This window comes from Pleomorphomonas diazotrophica (genome assembly GCF_002844595.1).
Classification (GTDB): Bacteria; Pseudomonadota; Alphaproteobacteria; order Rhizobiales; family Pleomorphomonadaceae; genus Pleomorphomonas; species Pleomorphomonas diazotrophica.
Genome location: NZ_PJNW01000001.1, coordinates 115,185 through 130,130, shown reverse-complemented (window position 1 = coordinate 130,130; position 14,946 = coordinate 115,185). Strand labels below are relative to the sequence as shown.

Annotated in this window: 11 protein-coding genes; 7 read left to right on the top strand and 4 right to left on the bottom strand. The window is 64.0% G+C overall.

What is annotated here, in order from left to right:
- Nucleotides 1–48: 48 nt before the first annotated feature.
- Nucleotides 49–858 (top strand): non-homologous end joining protein Ku, encoded by an 810-nt coding sequence (gene ku / locus CXZ10_RS00605; RefSeq protein WP_101287013.1) that lies wholly within the window; start codon nucleotides 49–51, stop codon nucleotides 856–858.
- Nucleotides 859–867: 9 nt separating this feature from the next.
- Here ku (CXZ10_RS00605) and ligD read toward each other — a convergent pair whose 3' ends face one another.
- The 3 genes from ligD to CXZ10_RS00590 form a co-directional block, all read right to left on the bottom strand.
- Nucleotides 868–3,405, bottom strand: coding sequence for a DNA ligase D (gene ligD, locus CXZ10_RS00600; protein WP_101287012.1), 2,538 nt, complete (start codon nucleotides 3,403–3,405; stop codon nucleotides 868–870).
- A gap of 2 nt (nucleotides 3,406–3,407) precedes the next feature.
- Nucleotides 3,408–4,241 carry a non-homologous end joining protein Ku gene (ku, locus tag CXZ10_RS00595; protein ID WP_101287011.1) on the bottom strand — a complete coding sequence of 278 codons (834 nt, stop codon included), beginning with the start codon at nucleotides 4,239–4,241 and terminating at the stop codon, nucleotides 3,408–3,410.
- Nucleotides 4,242–4,673: 432 nt separating this feature from the next.
- Nucleotides 4,674–8,378, bottom strand: a complete 3,705-nt coding sequence (locus CXZ10_RS00590) for a vitamin B12-dependent ribonucleotide reductase (RefSeq protein ID WP_101287010.1) — start codon at nucleotides 8,376–8,378, stop codon at nucleotides 4,674–4,676.
- Nucleotides 8,379–9,039: 661 nt separating this feature from the next.
- Between CXZ10_RS00590 and CXZ10_RS00585 the strand changes: the two genes are divergently transcribed.
- The 4 genes from CXZ10_RS00585 (at nucleotide 9,040) to CXZ10_RS00570 (ending at nucleotide 12,113) form a co-directional block, all read left to right on the top strand.
- Complete coding sequence (locus tag CXZ10_RS00585) at nucleotides 9,040–9,762, top strand: response regulator (RefSeq protein ID WP_180335811.1); 723 nt, start codon at nucleotides 9,040–9,042, stop codon at nucleotides 9,760–9,762.
- A gap of 121 nt (nucleotides 9,763–9,883) precedes the next feature.
- Nucleotides 9,884–10,276 carry an NADH:ubiquinone oxidoreductase subunit NDUFA12 gene (locus CXZ10_RS00580; RefSeq protein WP_101287086.1) on the top strand — a complete coding sequence of 131 codons (393 nt, stop codon included), beginning with the start codon at nucleotides 9,884–9,886 and terminating at the stop codon, nucleotides 10,274–10,276.
- 188 nt (nucleotides 10,277–10,464) lie between these two features.
- Nucleotides 10,465–11,409 carry a nucleoside hydrolase gene (locus tag CXZ10_RS00575; protein ID WP_101287008.1) on the top strand — a complete coding sequence of 315 codons (945 nt, stop codon included), beginning with the start codon at nucleotides 10,465–10,467 and terminating at the stop codon, nucleotides 11,407–11,409.
- Nucleotides 11,410–11,507: 98 nt separating this feature from the next.
- Nucleotides 11,508–12,113, top strand: a complete 606-nt coding sequence (locus tag CXZ10_RS00570; protein WP_101287085.1) for a DUF2155 domain-containing protein — start codon at nucleotides 11,508–11,510, stop codon at nucleotides 12,111–12,113.
- A gap of 111 nt (nucleotides 12,114–12,224) precedes the next feature.
- Here CXZ10_RS00570 and aat read toward each other — a convergent pair whose 3' ends face one another.
- The gene (gene aat, locus CXZ10_RS00565) at nucleotides 12,225–12,911 is read right to left on the bottom strand and encodes a leucyl/phenylalanyl-tRNA--protein transferase (RefSeq protein WP_101287084.1); all 687 of its coding nucleotides are present in this window, start codon (nucleotides 12,909–12,911) and stop codon (nucleotides 12,225–12,227) included.
- A gap of 158 nt (nucleotides 12,912–13,069) precedes the next feature.
- Here aat and CXZ10_RS00560 point away from each other — a divergent pair, with 158 nt between their 5' ends.
- Nucleotides 13,070–14,176 carry a GNAT family N-acetyltransferase gene (locus CXZ10_RS00560; protein WP_101287007.1) on the top strand — a complete coding sequence of 369 codons (1,107 nt, stop codon included), beginning with the start codon at nucleotides 13,070–13,072 and terminating at the stop codon, nucleotides 14,174–14,176.
- A gap of 136 nt (nucleotides 14,177–14,312) precedes the next feature.
- Nucleotides 14,313–14,867, top strand: a complete 555-nt coding sequence (hemG, locus tag CXZ10_RS00555) for a menaquinone-dependent protoporphyrinogen IX dehydrogenase (protein WP_101287006.1) — start codon at nucleotides 14,313–14,315, stop codon at nucleotides 14,865–14,867.
- Nucleotides 14,868–14,946 lie beyond the last annotated feature (79 nt).

Below are 14,946 nucleotides of genomic sequence, written 5' to 3'. Positions count from 1 at the left end.
CCGTGCCCCTCCTCCGCTGGTTTCATCCAGCGACCGGAGGACCAGGGAATGGCGTCTCACACATTCTGGAAGGGCTATTTGAAGCTGTCGCTCGTCACCTGTCCGGTGACCATGCGGCCGGCCACCAGCGAGTCCGACAGGGTGCGCTTTCACGTGCTCAACGCCAAGACGGGCAACCGGGTGATCAGCCGCTATGTCGATGCGGACACCGGCAAGCCGGTCGACGAGGATGACGAGGTGAAAGGTTACCCCATCGACGAGGAGGGAAAGCACGTCCTTCTCGAAGACGAGGAGATCGAGGCGGTGGCTCTCGAAAGCACCCATACCCTCGATATCGACATGTTCGTTCCTTCCGACTCGGTGCCTTGGGTCTATTACGACAAGCCGCATTATCTCCTGCCGAGCGATCCGGTCGGCGAGGAGGCCTTCGCGGTGATCCGGGAGGCGATGGCGTCCACCGGGACGGTGGGCATTTCCCGTCTGGTGCTGTATCGCCGCGAACGGGCCGTGCTGCTGGAGCCGCGCGGCAAGGGCATTGTCGTCTGGACGCTCCGCTACGGGGACGAGGTTCGGCCCGAGAAGGACTATTTTCACAAGATCGACAGCGACAAGGTCGAGCCGGGGGCGATGAAGCTCGTCAAGGAGCTGATCGACAAGAAAACCGTGCCATGGGATCCGGACATGGTCTCCGATCCGGTGCAGGACAAGCTTCTGGACATCATCTCGGCCAAGAAGAAAAAGCGGAAAGCCCCGGCGAAAGCCAAGCCGAAGGCCGAGGAGAAGCCCAGCAACGTCATCAACATCATGGACGCGCTCAGAAAAAGCGTGGCGTCGGAGAAAAAGAGCAAATCCCGATAAGCTGCCGCTTCAGGTGCCCTTCCCTCGCCGCTTCTTTCCCTTGCCGAGCGGCACCGCTGCGGCGCGGAAATCCGCCCAGGGATCTGCCCGCATGGCCGCGAGGCGCGCCGGCAGGTTCGAGACCGTGAAATAGGCCGGACCGATGCCGGGCTCCAGTTCCTCCCAGGTGATAGGCGTCGAAACCGCTGCACCCGGCCGAGCCCGCGTCGAATAGGGCGCGACCGCCGTCTGACCCCGCTGATTCCTGAGATAGTCGACCAGGATCTTGCCGTGGCGCTTCGACTTGGTGATCGTCGCCACGAAGCGGTCCGGACTGTCGGCTGCCATCGCCTCGGCCAGCGACTTGGTGAAGGCCTTGATCTCCGGCCATTCTGAGGATGGCTTCAGCGGCGCGACGACATGCAGGCCCTTGCCACCGGACGTTTTCACGAAGGGGTTGAGGCCGGCATCGACAAGGCGCTGGCGCACCTCCTGCGCGGCGTCGATCACTGCCTGCCAGGGCACGTCCTCGCCCGGATCGAGATCCAGAATGATGATGTCGGGCCGCTCCCAATCCGCGACCGTCGAGCCCCAGGGATGGACTTCCAGCGCCGCCGACTGGACCAGCCCCATCATGCCGTCGAGGTCGTTGATGCTGACCCATGGTTCCTCCGACGGGTCTGCCGGGTCGGGGACGGTCACGATATTAGGGTTGAGACCCTTCCAGGCGTGCTTCTGGAAGAAGCGCTCTCCCTTGATGCCACTGGGGCAGCGAAGAAGGGCGAGAGGGCGGCCGACGACATAAGGGGCCATGAGCCGCCATACGTCGGCATAGAAGTCCGCGAGACCCTCCTTGGTGATGCCCTCATCGGGCCAGTAGAGCCGGTCGGGATGGGTGAGCTTGACGGTCCGGCGCTGTGGCTTCGGCGCCTTGGCGTCGGACTTGGGTGTCTCGCGGACAATTTCCTGCGGCGGCTTGTCCTCGCGCAGGCCTCGGAACGAGGCGTGGCGGAGATGGCCGTCGGCCGTCCACGCCCGGAACTCGACCTCCGCCACCAGTTCGGGGCGAACATATCTGACCCCTCGCCGCTCATCGGCCGTCATGGCGTTGTCGAACGGCTTCTCGTCGGTGCGCAGCCGCTCCAGCCGGGTTTGAAGATCCTCGGCCACCTCGACGCCAAAGCCGGTACCGACCCGACCGACGTGCTGGAGTTTGCCCTCCTCAAAGACGCCGAGCGCCAGCGAGCCGATGGCCTTGCGGGAGACCGTCGACGGCACGTAGCCGCCGATGACGAACTCCTGTCGCGCCGAGCATTTCGACTTCACCCAGGTCTTGCCGCGCCCCGGACGATAGGGTGCGTCGCGCCGCTTGCTGACGATGCCTTCAAGGCTGAGGCGGCAGGCGTGCTGCAGCACCATGGCGCCGCTTTCGTCGAGATGGCCGCTGAAACGGAGGATGCCCTCTCCCGGCGGGACGAGCTTTTCGAGAAGGCTTTTTCGTTCGATCAGCGGCAGGCTGCGCAGATCGAAGCCGTCGAGATAGAGAAGATCGAAGACGTAGAAGACGAAGCGGTCGGTTCGGTCGGCGCTCAAGTCAGCCTGAAGCGCCGAGAAATCGGTGGCTCCGGAGGCGGTCTCGACGACAAGTTCACCGTCGATGATGGCGGAACCCATCGGCAAGTCCTGAAGGGCCGCGAGAACGCCCTTTCCGAACTTCTTGGTCCAGTCGAGCCCGCTGCGGGTCAAGAGTTTGACCCGCCCGACCTCGATATGCGCCAGAAGGCGGTAGCCGTCGAACTTGATCTCGTGCAGCCATTTGTCCCCGGTCGGCGCCGAGGGCACCAGCGTTGCCAGCATAGGCTCGACGAAATCGGGCATGGGCGCCTTCTTCGCGCCCTTGATGCCCTGGGGATCCGGAACCTCGCCCTCGGGCGCAGAGGATTCCGCCTTTGAGGCAGAGACGGTCTTTCGGGGTTTGCGCGCCTTGATTTTCTTGGCGGTGGCATTTTCAGCCACCTCCTCAAGGCTCCTCCCGGTCTTCACCGACTCCGGACGTTCCTCCAGAATGTCGGCATCCGCCTCTCCACGGGCGAACTCGTCGCCGCCCTTGATCAGCAGCCAGTTCTCGCGCTTCTCGCCCGGTCTGCCGCGCATGCGCACGAGATGCCAGCGCCCCGTCAGCTTCTCGCCGGAGAGCTCGAATTCAAGATAGCCCTTGGCGTAACCCTTGTGCGCATCGCCGATCGGCGACCAGGTACCCCGATCCCAGAGGACGACCGTGCCGCCGCCATATTCCCCCTTGGGGATCGTGCCCTCGAAGTCGCCGTAATCAAGGGGGTGATCCTCGACATGGACGGCGAGGCGTTTCTCGTCGGGAACGAGGCTCGGGCCTCGCGTCACCGCCCAACTCTTCAGAACGCCGTCCATCTCCAGGCGAAAATCATAGTGCAGGCGGGTGGCGTCGTGCTTCTGGACAACGAAGGCCCTGCCCTTACCAGGGGCCACCTTTCCCTCAGGCTCGGGAGTCGACTTGAAGTTGCGCTTCTGGCGATAGGTTTCGAGGGCCATGGTCAGCCTGCCTTCCTGCGCGAGCCCGACCGCGATGCCGAACCGGCCTTGTCCTTGGACTTGCCGAGCCCGGCGCTCTCGCGGAGCGCCGCCATGAGGTCGATGACCTTCTCCTCCCTGGGCGCCTTGCGCGGCTTGATCTTCCTGCCCTCGATCTTCGCCTTCACCACGTCGGCCAGTGCGGCTTCGTAGCGGTCGTCGAACTTGGTGATGTCGAACTCGCCCATCTTGGTGTCGATGATGTGCTCGGCAAGTTCGAGCATCTCGTCCTTGATCTTGAGGTCGGGGATTTCGCGGAACTCGTCGGCCGCCGCGCGGACTTCGTAGTCAAAGTTGAGCGTCGTGGCGATCAGCCCGTCTTCATGCGGCCGGATCAGCAGGGTGCGGACACGGCGGAACAGCAGCGTGCGGGCGATGGCCGCGACCTTCTTCTCCCTGAGGCCATCGCGGATGATGGCATAGGCTTCCTCGGCCACGCGATCCGAGGGGGCAAGATAGTAGGGCTTGTCGAAATAGACGTCGTCGATGTCGCCGCAGCCGATGAAGGCCGACACCGCCAGCGTCTTGTCGCTTTCCGGCACGGCGGCCTTCACCTCGTCGGGCGTCAGCTCGATGTAGTTGCCCTCGCTCACCTCGTAGCCCTTGACCTGATCCTCGCGATCCACGGGCTTCTCGGTTTCGGCGTCGATATACTGCCGCTCGACGCGGTTTCCGGTCGCGCGGTTGAGGGTGTGGAAGACGATGCGCTCGGAGGTGGAGGCCGCCGTGTAGAGCGACACGGGGCATATGACCTCCGCGATCTTCAGAACGCCCTTCCAGTTCGCCCGTGGTACCATGGGTCTCGTCCCGCTTTCGAGGGACGGCGCTCATCGCCGTCATCCGTGAAAGCAGGAACTCATGGGCAGGAAGTGCGGTTCCGGACGGCAGGCTCGATCAACTGCGAGCCGGCGTTTTGGCGTCCGCCGCACGGGACTTTCGATCCTGCATTTGCGTTTCGACCTTCCCAGCCGATGGATTGCATGAACATGCTTGGTGGTCGACCGTTTCAAAGCCGTAGCCTGGGGATAGTTCATGCAGGAAGCATGGAGGGGACGCGTATTCCACGGCTTCCCATTGGTCTTCCGTTTCACCAGACATAGTAAACCCCTGTCTGTTGCCGCAGTATCGGACTATCAGGCCCCTGATCCTGCGCTGCATGGGGCCATAAAGCAAGAAGCCCCGGATTGGTTGATCCGGGGCCTCGCGCTTACAATCAGCAGATATACACTTCAGCTGCAGCCGCTCGTCGAGCCGCAGGTGTCGCACTTCAGGCAGGTGCCGTTGCGGACCATGGTGAAGTTGCCGCACTCCGAGCAGGATTCGCCTTCGTAGCCCTTCATGCGGGCCTGGGCGACGCGGGTCGCGTAGTCGGGCTGGGCCTGGGTGGAGCCAACCGACGACGGGGCCGGCGCCTCCTCGGCATCGCGGCGGAAGGCGGTGGCGGCCGAGCCGCCGACGCCAGTCACCGCCGCGCTGGCGCGGGCCGTTGCGAAGGCCGAGACGTTGGAGCCGGTCGCCCCGGCACCGGCCGAACCCTTCGGATCGGGGGTGGCGGAGACAAGCTTCAGCTGCTTGCCGCGCACGAGGCCCTTGGAGACCACTGCGTCGCCACCGCGACCGCTGGTGTCCCGACCCTCACCGCCCGACGGCTTCAGATCGTCCGGCACCACATGCGCCAGCTCGTAGCGGCCGAGATAGGACACGGCGAGCTCGCGGAACACGTAGTCGAGGATCGACGTGGCGTTCTTGATCATCTCGTTGCCCTGCACCATGCCCGCCGGCTCGAAGCGGGTGAAGGTGAAGGCATCGACATATTCCTCAAGCGGCACGCCCCACTGCAGGCCGAGCGACACCGAAATGGCGAAGTTGTTGAGGAGGGCCCGGAGCGCCGAACCTTCCTTGTTCATGTCGATGAAGATCTCGCCGAGGCGGCCGTCATCATATTCGCCGGTGCGCAGGAACAGCGTGTGACCGCCGATCTTGGCCTTCTGGGTATAGCCCTTGCGGCGGGTCGGCAGCTTCTCCTGCTCGCGGTCGCGCACGTGCTTCTCGACGATGCGCTCGACGATCTTCTCGGAGATCAGCGCGGCGCGCGCCGCCGCCGGCAGGGCGGCCAGCGCCTCGGCGGCATCCTCGGCCTCGTCGTCGTCATCGGCGAGCAGCTGCGAGTTCAGCGGCTGGCTGAGCTTGGAGCCGTCGCGATAGAGCGCGTTGGCCTTGAGCGCCAGGCGCCAGGACAGCATGTAGGCTTCCTTGCAGTCCTCGACGGTGGCGTCGTTGGGCATGTTGATGGTCTTGGAGATGGCGCCCGAGATGAACGGCTGGGCGGCCGCCATCATGCGGATGTGGCTCTCGACCGACAGGAAGCGCTTGCCGATGCGGCCGCAGGGGTTGGCGCAGTCGAACACCGGCAGGTGCTCGGCCTTCAGGTGCGGTGCGCCTTCCAGCGTCATGGCGCCGCAGACGTGGGTGTTGGCGGCCTCGATGTCGGCCTTGGAGAAGCCGAGGTGAGCGAGCAGCTCGAAGGCCGGATCGTTCATCTGGGCATCGCTGACGCCGAGCTTCTTCATCTCGTCGTCGCCGAGGGTCCAGCGATTGAACACGAACTTGATGTCGAAGGCGCTCTTGAGGCTGCCCTTCACCTTGTCGATGGCGGCGTCCGACATGCCCTTGGCGCGCAACGAGCCGGGGTTGACGGCCGGCGCCTGGTCGATGGAGGCGTGGCCAACGGCGTAGGCCTCGATCTCGGCGATCTGGCTCTCCGAATAGCCGAGCGTGCGCAGGGCCTCCGGCACGGCGCGGTTGATGATCTTGAAGTAGCCGCCGCCGGCCAGCTTCTTGAACTTCACCAGCGCGAAGTCGGGCTCGATGCCGGTGGTGTCGCAGTCCATGACGAGGCCGATGGTGCCCGTCGGGGCGATCACCGAGACCTGCGCATTGCGGTAGCCGTGCTTCTCGCCAAGAGCGAGCGCCGCATCCCAGGAGGCAGTGGCGGCGTCGAGCAGCGGCTTGTCCTTGATCGAGGCGTGGTCGAGCGGCACCGGCAGCGTGTTGAGCTTCTCGTAGCCGGTCGCCTTGCCGTGGGCGGCGAGGCGATGGTTGCGGATGACGCGCAGCATGTCCTGGGCGTTCTTCTTGTAGCCCGGGAATGGACCCAGCTCCTTGGCCATTTCGGCCGAGGTGGCATAGGCGACGCCGGTCATCACAGCGCTGATGGCGCCGCAGATGGCGCGGCCCTCGGCGCTGTCATAGGGAATGCCGGAGGACATCAGCAGGCCGCCGATGTTGGCGTAGCCGAGGCCGAGGGTGCGGAACTCGTAGGACAGCTGGGCGATCTGGCGCGAGGGGAACTGCGCCATGGTCACCGAGGTCTCGAGCACCACCGTCCACAGGCGGCAGACGTGCTTGAAGCCCTCGACGTCGAAGCTCTTGTCGGCATTGAGGAAGGGCAAGAGGTTGACAGAGGCGAGGTTGCAGGCCGTGTCGTCGAGGAACATGTATTCCGAGCACGGATTGGACGCGCGGATCTCGCCCGACTGCGGACAGGTGTGCCAGTCGTTGATGGTGGTGTGATACTGGATGCCCGGATCGGCCGACGCCCAGGCGGCATAGCCGACCTTCTCCCAGAGGTCCGACGCTTCGAGCGCCTTGACGGTGCGGCCATCCTTGCGGGCGGTCAGGTTCCAGTTGCCGCCGGTCTCGACGGCACGCAGGAAGGCATCGGTGACGCGCACCGAGTTGTTGGAGTTCTGGCCGGCGACCGTGAGATAGGCCTCGGAGTCCCAGTCGGTGTCGTAGACGGGGAACTCGATCGAGGTGTAGCCCTGCTTGGCGAACTGGATGACGCGGCGGATGTAGTTCTCTGGCACCAGCGCCTTCTTGGCGGCGCGCAGCTCGCGCTTGAGACCGAGGTTCTTCTGCGGGTCGAAGCGATCGTCGCCCGAGGTTTCCTCGCCGGTGATCGCCGCCATGATGGCGGTCAGGTGCTTGGAGCAGATCTTGGAGCCGGTGACCAGCGCCGCGACCTTCTGCTCTTCCTTGACCTTCCAGTTGATGTACTGCTCGATGTCGGGATGGTCGATGTCGACCACCACCATCTTGGCGGCGCGGCGCGTGGTGCCGCCCGACTTGATGGCGCCGGCGGCGCGATCGCCGATCTTCAGGAAGCTCATCAGGCCCGACGACTTGCCGCCGCCGGCCAGCTTTTCACCCTCGCCGCGCAGCTTGGAGAAGTTGGAGCCGGTGCCGGAACCGTACTTGAAGAGACGCGCCTCGCGAACCCAGAGGTCCATGATGCCGCTCTCGTTGACGAGGTCGTCCTCCACCGACTGGATGAAGCAGGCATGCGGCTGCGGATGCTCGTAGGCCGTCGCCGAGCGGACGAGCTTGCCGGTCTTGAAGTCGACGTAATAGTGGCCCTGGCTCGGGCCATCGATGCCATAGGCCCAGTGGAGGCCGGTGTTGAACCACTGCGGCGAGTTCGGGGCGACGCGCTGGGTGGCGAGCATGTAGCGAAGTTCGTCGTGGAAGGCGTGAGCGGCCTCCTCCGTCGAGAAATGACCGGCCTTCCAGCCCCAATAGGTCCAGGTGCCGGCCAGGCGGTCGAAGACCTGGCGCGCGTCGGTCTCGCCGATCATGCGCTCGCCTTCCGGCAGCTTGGCCAGCGCTTCCTCATCGGGCACCGAGCGCCACAGCCAGGACGGAACGGAGTTCTCCTCAACGCGCTTCAGCGCGGCCGGCACGCCAGCCTTGCGGAAATATTTCTGGGCGAGGATGTCGCTCGCCACCTGGCTCCAGGCGGCGGGCACATGGATGTCGGCGGCGCGGAAGACGACGGACCCGTCGGGATTGCGGATCTCGCTGACCGCCACGCGGAATTCGATCCCGTCGTATGGCGAGTGCCCTTCCTTGGTAAAGCGCCGCTCGAACAACATTGGTTAGCCCCTTGAAATTGCCGGGAACACACCGCTCAGGCGCGCTCCGTTGATCCTATTCGGTCCATTTTACGTCTGCGGACACCATTTGCCGAATGGCGCAGGATTCCGGTCATTCGCCGGCTCCGCACTTCATCTAGTGTCCGCATCCATCAACTGGCCCCTACATGTAGGGTTCCGCCGATTCCGTAAATTAAGTGTTAACGCGTTTTCCCCAAACTTCGGAAGCTTTCAACAGGCTTCGGCAACCAGTCCGGATTTCACGCAAGGATCACTGATTCCGTCTTGACGGAGCTTTGCCGGCCAACCGATTCGCGACCCGGCCGGAGGCTCCGCCTTCGATGCCCGCCACCCCGTGAGGAGACAGACCGTCGGCACTTCTGCCACCGTCAAAGGCAAGACAGACTCACCGTGACCTGAGAAAGATGTTAGGCCACTCACACCGACATGACAACATCATGTAGCGCAAAAGTGATACGCACATACTATATATAGAAAGCTCGGACTTTCCCTAGATTGCAAGCAGGGGTGTTAAGACCGCCGAAACCATATCGATTCAACGGTTCTTGAGGCTTTCGTGGTCTGCTCGGCGCAGTGCCAATCCGGCGCGTCCACGATGAGAACGCGCGCCGACAGTCATGAGTTCCGGAGCCGACGCGTCATGCCACATCATTCCACCTATGCCGTTCCCAACGAACAGCTGGATGTTGTGGTCATCGACGATTCCAAGACCATGCAGGGCATCATCCGCTCGATGCTCAACGCCATGAAGGTACGGCGCATCCGCCTGTTCGACAGCACCGAGGCGGCCCTGCACGCCATGCTGAACGAGCCGCCGAATCTCATCATCTGCGAGTGGAAGGCCGGATTGGTCAGCGGTCACCAGTTGCTGCACATGGTGCGGGCGCGCTTCATGGAGCCGCTCTGCTACGTCCCCGTCATCATCCTGACCGCAACCCCGACCCGCGCCATCATCGACAAGGCGATGGGGGCCGGCGCCAACCTCATCGTCGTCAAGCCGATCTCGCCGGCGGTGCTGCATGAGCGCATCAGCTGGCTGCAGCGCGACCAGCGTCAACTGGTTCTCGGACCGCGTGGATCCTTCGAGATCGAAGGGGTGCGCGAGTCCATGATGGCCCAGAAGGAGCGCGCCGCCGCCGTGCGCAAGGCGGCGACGACCAAGCCGATCCGGAAAACGGAGGATGCGCCGACACCTGCCGCACCGGAGACGGCCGACACCGGCAACCTGGCTGCCGATCAGTGGCAGGCGTTCCTGCGGACCAAGGAACAGCTCGAGCGCAAGGCCGGCCTCAGGCCCGAGGAGGATGCGAGCGGCAAGAAGCCGGCCGTAAAGCCGTCCTGGACCGCGCTCCGCCGCGGGTAATGCCGCCTGCCGTAAAAAGCCCGACCCGGCTCTGGACAAGACCCCAGCGCCTCGCCATAGTCCGCGCAACTACGTGGATGGCGAGACCGTCGGTCGCGCCGGTGCGATGGGTTTGATGATCATGACCTTCAAGGAACTGCTGACCGAGATCTTCACCTGGTGGAACGGGCAGACCCTCGGCACCCGCTTCTACACCTGGAGACTGGGCCAGCGCGTCGGCGAGGACGAGTTCGGCAACGTCTACTACCAGACCAAGGACGGCGCGCGCCGCTGGGTCATCTACAAGGGCGAGGCCGACGCCTCCAAGATCACTCCCGACTGGCATGGCTGGATGCATCACCGCGTCGACTCGCCGCCGACCGCCGAAACCTATCGGCCGCGCGACTGGCAGAAGCCGCATAAGCCCAACATGACCGGTACCGCGGCCGCCTATCGACCCAAGGGATCACTCGCCTCCGCCGAGGGACGTCCGGTGGTCACCGGCGACTACGACGCCTGGACGCCCGGTTCCTGACCCAGGGAACCATCAAAGGGATCGGTAACGGGACGGAACGCTCCGTCCCGTTTTTTCATTGGCGGGAAAAGCCCCCCCGTCATGGTCGGTGCCGTTGGACTCCCTCCGGCGAAGCGGATAGGGTTGCGATTCAAATAGGTTAGTACACCAGCCCGCCGCAGCGGGCGGTGAACGGAGGAGTTGTTCGGATGTCTCCACGCTCGATCATCATTGACACAGATCCCGGTCAGGACGACGCCGTCGCCTTCATGCTGGCGCTCGCCTTTCCGGAGGCGATCGACGTGCTGGGCATCACCACCGTTGCCGGCAACGTCGGCCTCACCAAAACGTCGACCAACGCGCTGAAGCTTCTGGAGCTCATCGGCCGCACCGACGTCCCTGTGTTCGCCGGTGCGTCGGCGCCGTTTGCCGTCAAGCTGGAGACGGCCGAGTATGTTCATGGCGAGACCGGCCTCAACGGCTGGACCTTTCCCGACCCGGTGACGCCACTCCGGCCGGAGTTTGCGCCGGACTTCATCGTCGAGACGGTGATGAGCCGGCCGGAAAAGTCGGTGACGCTAGTGCCCCTCGGCCCGCTCACCAACGTCGCCATGGCCATTGCCCGTGAGCCGCGCATCGCCAGCCGGCTCGACAAGATCGTGCTGATGGGCGGCGCCAACATCGAAGGCGGCAACTCGACGCCGGCCGCCGAGTTCAACATCTGGGTCGATCCGCACGCCGCCCAGCGGGTGTTCCGCTCGGGTGCGGAGATCGTGGTGATGTCGCTCGACGTCACCCACCAGGCGCTGATCCGCAAGTCCTGGCTTGCCGATCTCGGCGCGCTGAAGCGCAAGGCAGCGGAGGCCTTCGTCGGCCTTCTGTCGTTCTACGAGCGCTTCGATGAGCAGAAATATGGCTCCGACGGCGGTCCTCTGCATGACCCGACCACCATCGCCTATCTCCTGAAGCCGGACCTCTTCGAGGGCAAGTTCGTCAACGTCGAGATCGAGACGACGCCCGGCCTGTGCTTCGGCCAGACCGTGGTCGACCGCTGGTCGGTGACCGGACGGGACAAGAACGCCACCTGGATCACCAAAATCGATGCCGACGGCTTCTTCGAGCTGATTCTGGAAGCATTCCGCCGCCTGCCCTGATAAGGGGATGCCCAGAGCTCGCCGCATTTGGCGTGTTGGGTGCCGAAAGGTTCCCGCGCGACGGCGGCGAGCCCCAAGCCACGCAGCAGACGCCACCCATGACGATCAAGTTTCTTCTTCCGCTTGCCGCCCTCGGTCTGACGACCGCCCTCGCCGGCCCGGCCGCGGCCGAGAAGATCGCCAACAAGGTGGCCGTCTTCACCGGGCTCGACAAGATCACCGGCAAGACGATCGACTTCGACGTCTATGTCGACGAGACCGTGCGCTTCGGCACGCTGCGCGTGACGCCGAAGGTCTGCTACAGCCGTCCCACCACCGAAGCCGCCGAGACAGACGGTTTCGTGGAAGTGGAAGAGATTACCCTCGACAACGAGATCAAGCGGATCTTCTCGGGCTGGATGTTCGCCGCGAGCCCCGGCCTCAATGCCGTCGAGCACCCGGTCTACGACGTCTGGCTGATCGGCTGCCGCATGGACAGCGACGTTCCGCCGCCGGTGGCGAGCAATGGCGAGGTGCGTGTCGCGGTATCGAACCAGACCGCCGCCGGTGCCGGCAACGTCGACGATGGCGCGCCGGTGGTGCTGACCTTCGTCGATGGCATTCCCATTCCGCCCGACAAGCCCAGCATGCCCAGCATGATGATGGATGAGGCGCCGGTGGAAGCGCCCGCCGTAGAAGGAACGGACGGCCAGGTTCTCGATTGATTCAGAATCTTAGCCGAATCAATTTTCATTGATAATTTTCAACATGTTGTAGCATCTTTAGAAGATGCTGCGCGAAGTGCGCCGATCAGGCTTTGATCTGCCTTGGCGCCCCTAGGTTTCCTCGCCGGATCCCGCCGCCGGCAGCCAGCGAAGCGCCTCCTCACCCGAAAGGGGCGATGGTAGCGCCTGAAAGTCCCCGGGGGTGGCGAGGGCCGCCGTCAGACGTTGCCCATAGATTCGCTTCGGTATTTCGATCGTGCCGAAGCGGGCGAGATGGTCGGTAACGAACTGCGTGTCGAGCAGCCGATAGCCACCGGCCCTGAGGCGCGCCACGAGATGCACCAAGGCCACCTTCGAGGCATCGGTCACCGTCGAGAACATGCTTTCACCGAAGAATGCGCCACCGACCGACACGCCATAGAGACCGCCAACGAGCCGACCATCCTTCCAGCTTTCGACGGTGTGACAATGCCCACGCTGAAACAGCTCGCCATAGAGCTTGCGGATGGTGGCGTTGATCCAGGTCTTCTCGCGCCCCGGCGCCGGGGTGGCGCAGCCGTCAACCACACCGAAAAAATCGGTGTCGATGCGCACCTCGAACACGCCCTGCCGCACGGTGCGGGCCAAGCGGCGAGGGATCCTGAAACCATCAAGCGGGATGACCCCACGCCATTCCGGCTCGATCCAGAACAGGTTGGGATCGTCGGCGCTCTCGGCCATCGGAAACATGCCGACGGCATAGGCCTTGAGCAAAATATCCGCCGTGAGCGTTGGAACGCTCGAAGTCCGATCCGCCATGTCCGCGCGTTCCTCCATCGCCACAACCGGCAGCGCCTTCCGCGGGTTGTGCCTGACGCGTTTATAAACCCTTTAGTCAGTTGTATAACCTAGTATGTCGTCGATCGCATCGGGTGGCCCATGTCACCGATTGCTTCGGACGGCTTAGTGGGGTCGAGATGAGCGGCTTGTCAGGTTACGAGATCGCAGTGCTCTCCGATCCCGCCGTCATTCCCACCCTTCTCGCCACACCCGGCCTTGAACGGACCCCTTTCCAGTCACCCGCCTGGTTCGATACCTGGTTCGCCGTGCTCCAGCCGTCGGGCATGGACTGCTGCGTCGGCGTCATCCGCAAGGCGGAGGGCGGTCAGCCGCTGTTCCTTCTGCCGCTCGTCCGCGAGCGGTGCTATGGCGTCACCGTGCTGACGCTGCCCGATGGCGGCGTCAGCGACTACCACGCGGCGCTCGTCAGCCCGGAGTTCACGCCGGACAGAGAGACAATGGACCGTCTCTGGGGCGCTCTCGTGGCAATGCTGCCGTCCGCCGACATCCTTTCGATCGAGCGCGTGCTGCCCGAGAGCGCGGCGCGGATGCACCTCGATCATCTCATGCGCCCGTCGCGCTACTCGGCCCATGCGCTACCGATCGACGCAGACTTCCAGGCCGTTCGCGAGTGCCGGTTCGACCCCTCGACCGGCCGCCGACTTGTCAAGAACCGCCGCAAACTGGAACACAAAGGGTCGCTGGTTTTCGATTTCGTCACCGGCCCGGAGGCGCTCCCGGAGCTTGAAACCCTGCTCGATTGGCGGCGTCAACGTTTTCAGGATGTGAACGACGACAAAGACACCGACATCCAAAGCACTTTCTACCGGCGCCTCGTCGAAAAGGGCTCCCTGGCACGGATAGGCCGGTTGCGTCTTGACGGCGAGTTGCTGGGCGGGTGTCTTGGCCTCATCGAGGGCAACCGTATTCTGCTCCTCGCAGTTGCCTACAACAAGACTTTCGCCAACTGGGCGCCGGGCCTCCTGACACTTGAAAGCTGCCTCGCCGCCGCCGCGGAGATGGGTCTCGGCGTCTTCGATCTGACGATCGGCGATGAGACCTACAAGACGTTTTTTGGTGCCGACAGCTACACATTGCTAGAGCTCCGCCAGCCGCTTTCATTGCGGGGCCGTCTGGCGCTCGCCCTTCTCGCCCTCAAGCCGAGGATAAAGCTCATTCTCGAAAAGGCCGGTCTCTTTGACCGCGTCCAGCGCCTCAGGGGGAAGACGCAGGCGAAAAGCTGAGCGCATCAGGATACAAAGATGTCTCCGAAACAAAGGCTTGCGCGAAACGCCTGTCCAGTTGGGAGGTTTTTGGGTCTAGGATCGACCTGAAAGAGGCGAGTCGCGTCCTGCAAGGCGCGCAGCAGGATGCGGGGACATGGCGCCGAAACGGCCAAGAGTTGCCATCTATTTCGCTAGCCACGACGGGCAGACGCGCAAGATCGTCGACCGGCTTGCCGGACATCTCGGCGAACATGGCGTCGGCGCAACCATCGCCGACCTTTCGGTGGGGCCGCCGACGATCGACACGGACGCCGATATCGTGTTGCTTGCCGCCGCCATCCGCTACGGCTTCCACCTCTCGGCCGCGCGACGCTTTCTTGGCCGCCTGCGGACCGAGGTTCCCGATCAGCGCATTGCGGTCATCTCGGTCAACTTGACCGCCCGCAAGCCCGGCCGGCAGACGGCGGAAGGCAACGTCTACCTGCGCAACTGGCTGAAGCGGACCAAGCTTCGCCCTGCCCTGGCGGCCGCCATCGCCGGCCGGCTCGACTATCCTGCTTATCGCTGGTTCGACAGGATGATGATCCAGGCCATCATGACGATTTCCGGCGGCCCCACCGATCCTTCCACGGTGGCCGAGTATACCGACTGGGCGGCGGTCGAGAGGCTGGCCGACGCATTGGCGGCGCTCGCGACGACGAAGCCGTAAAGACTTTCCTTACCATAACTTGCGATCCTGAGCTCGGAACGGAGCTTTTCCGCGCACCGGCGCGCCTCTGACACAGGCA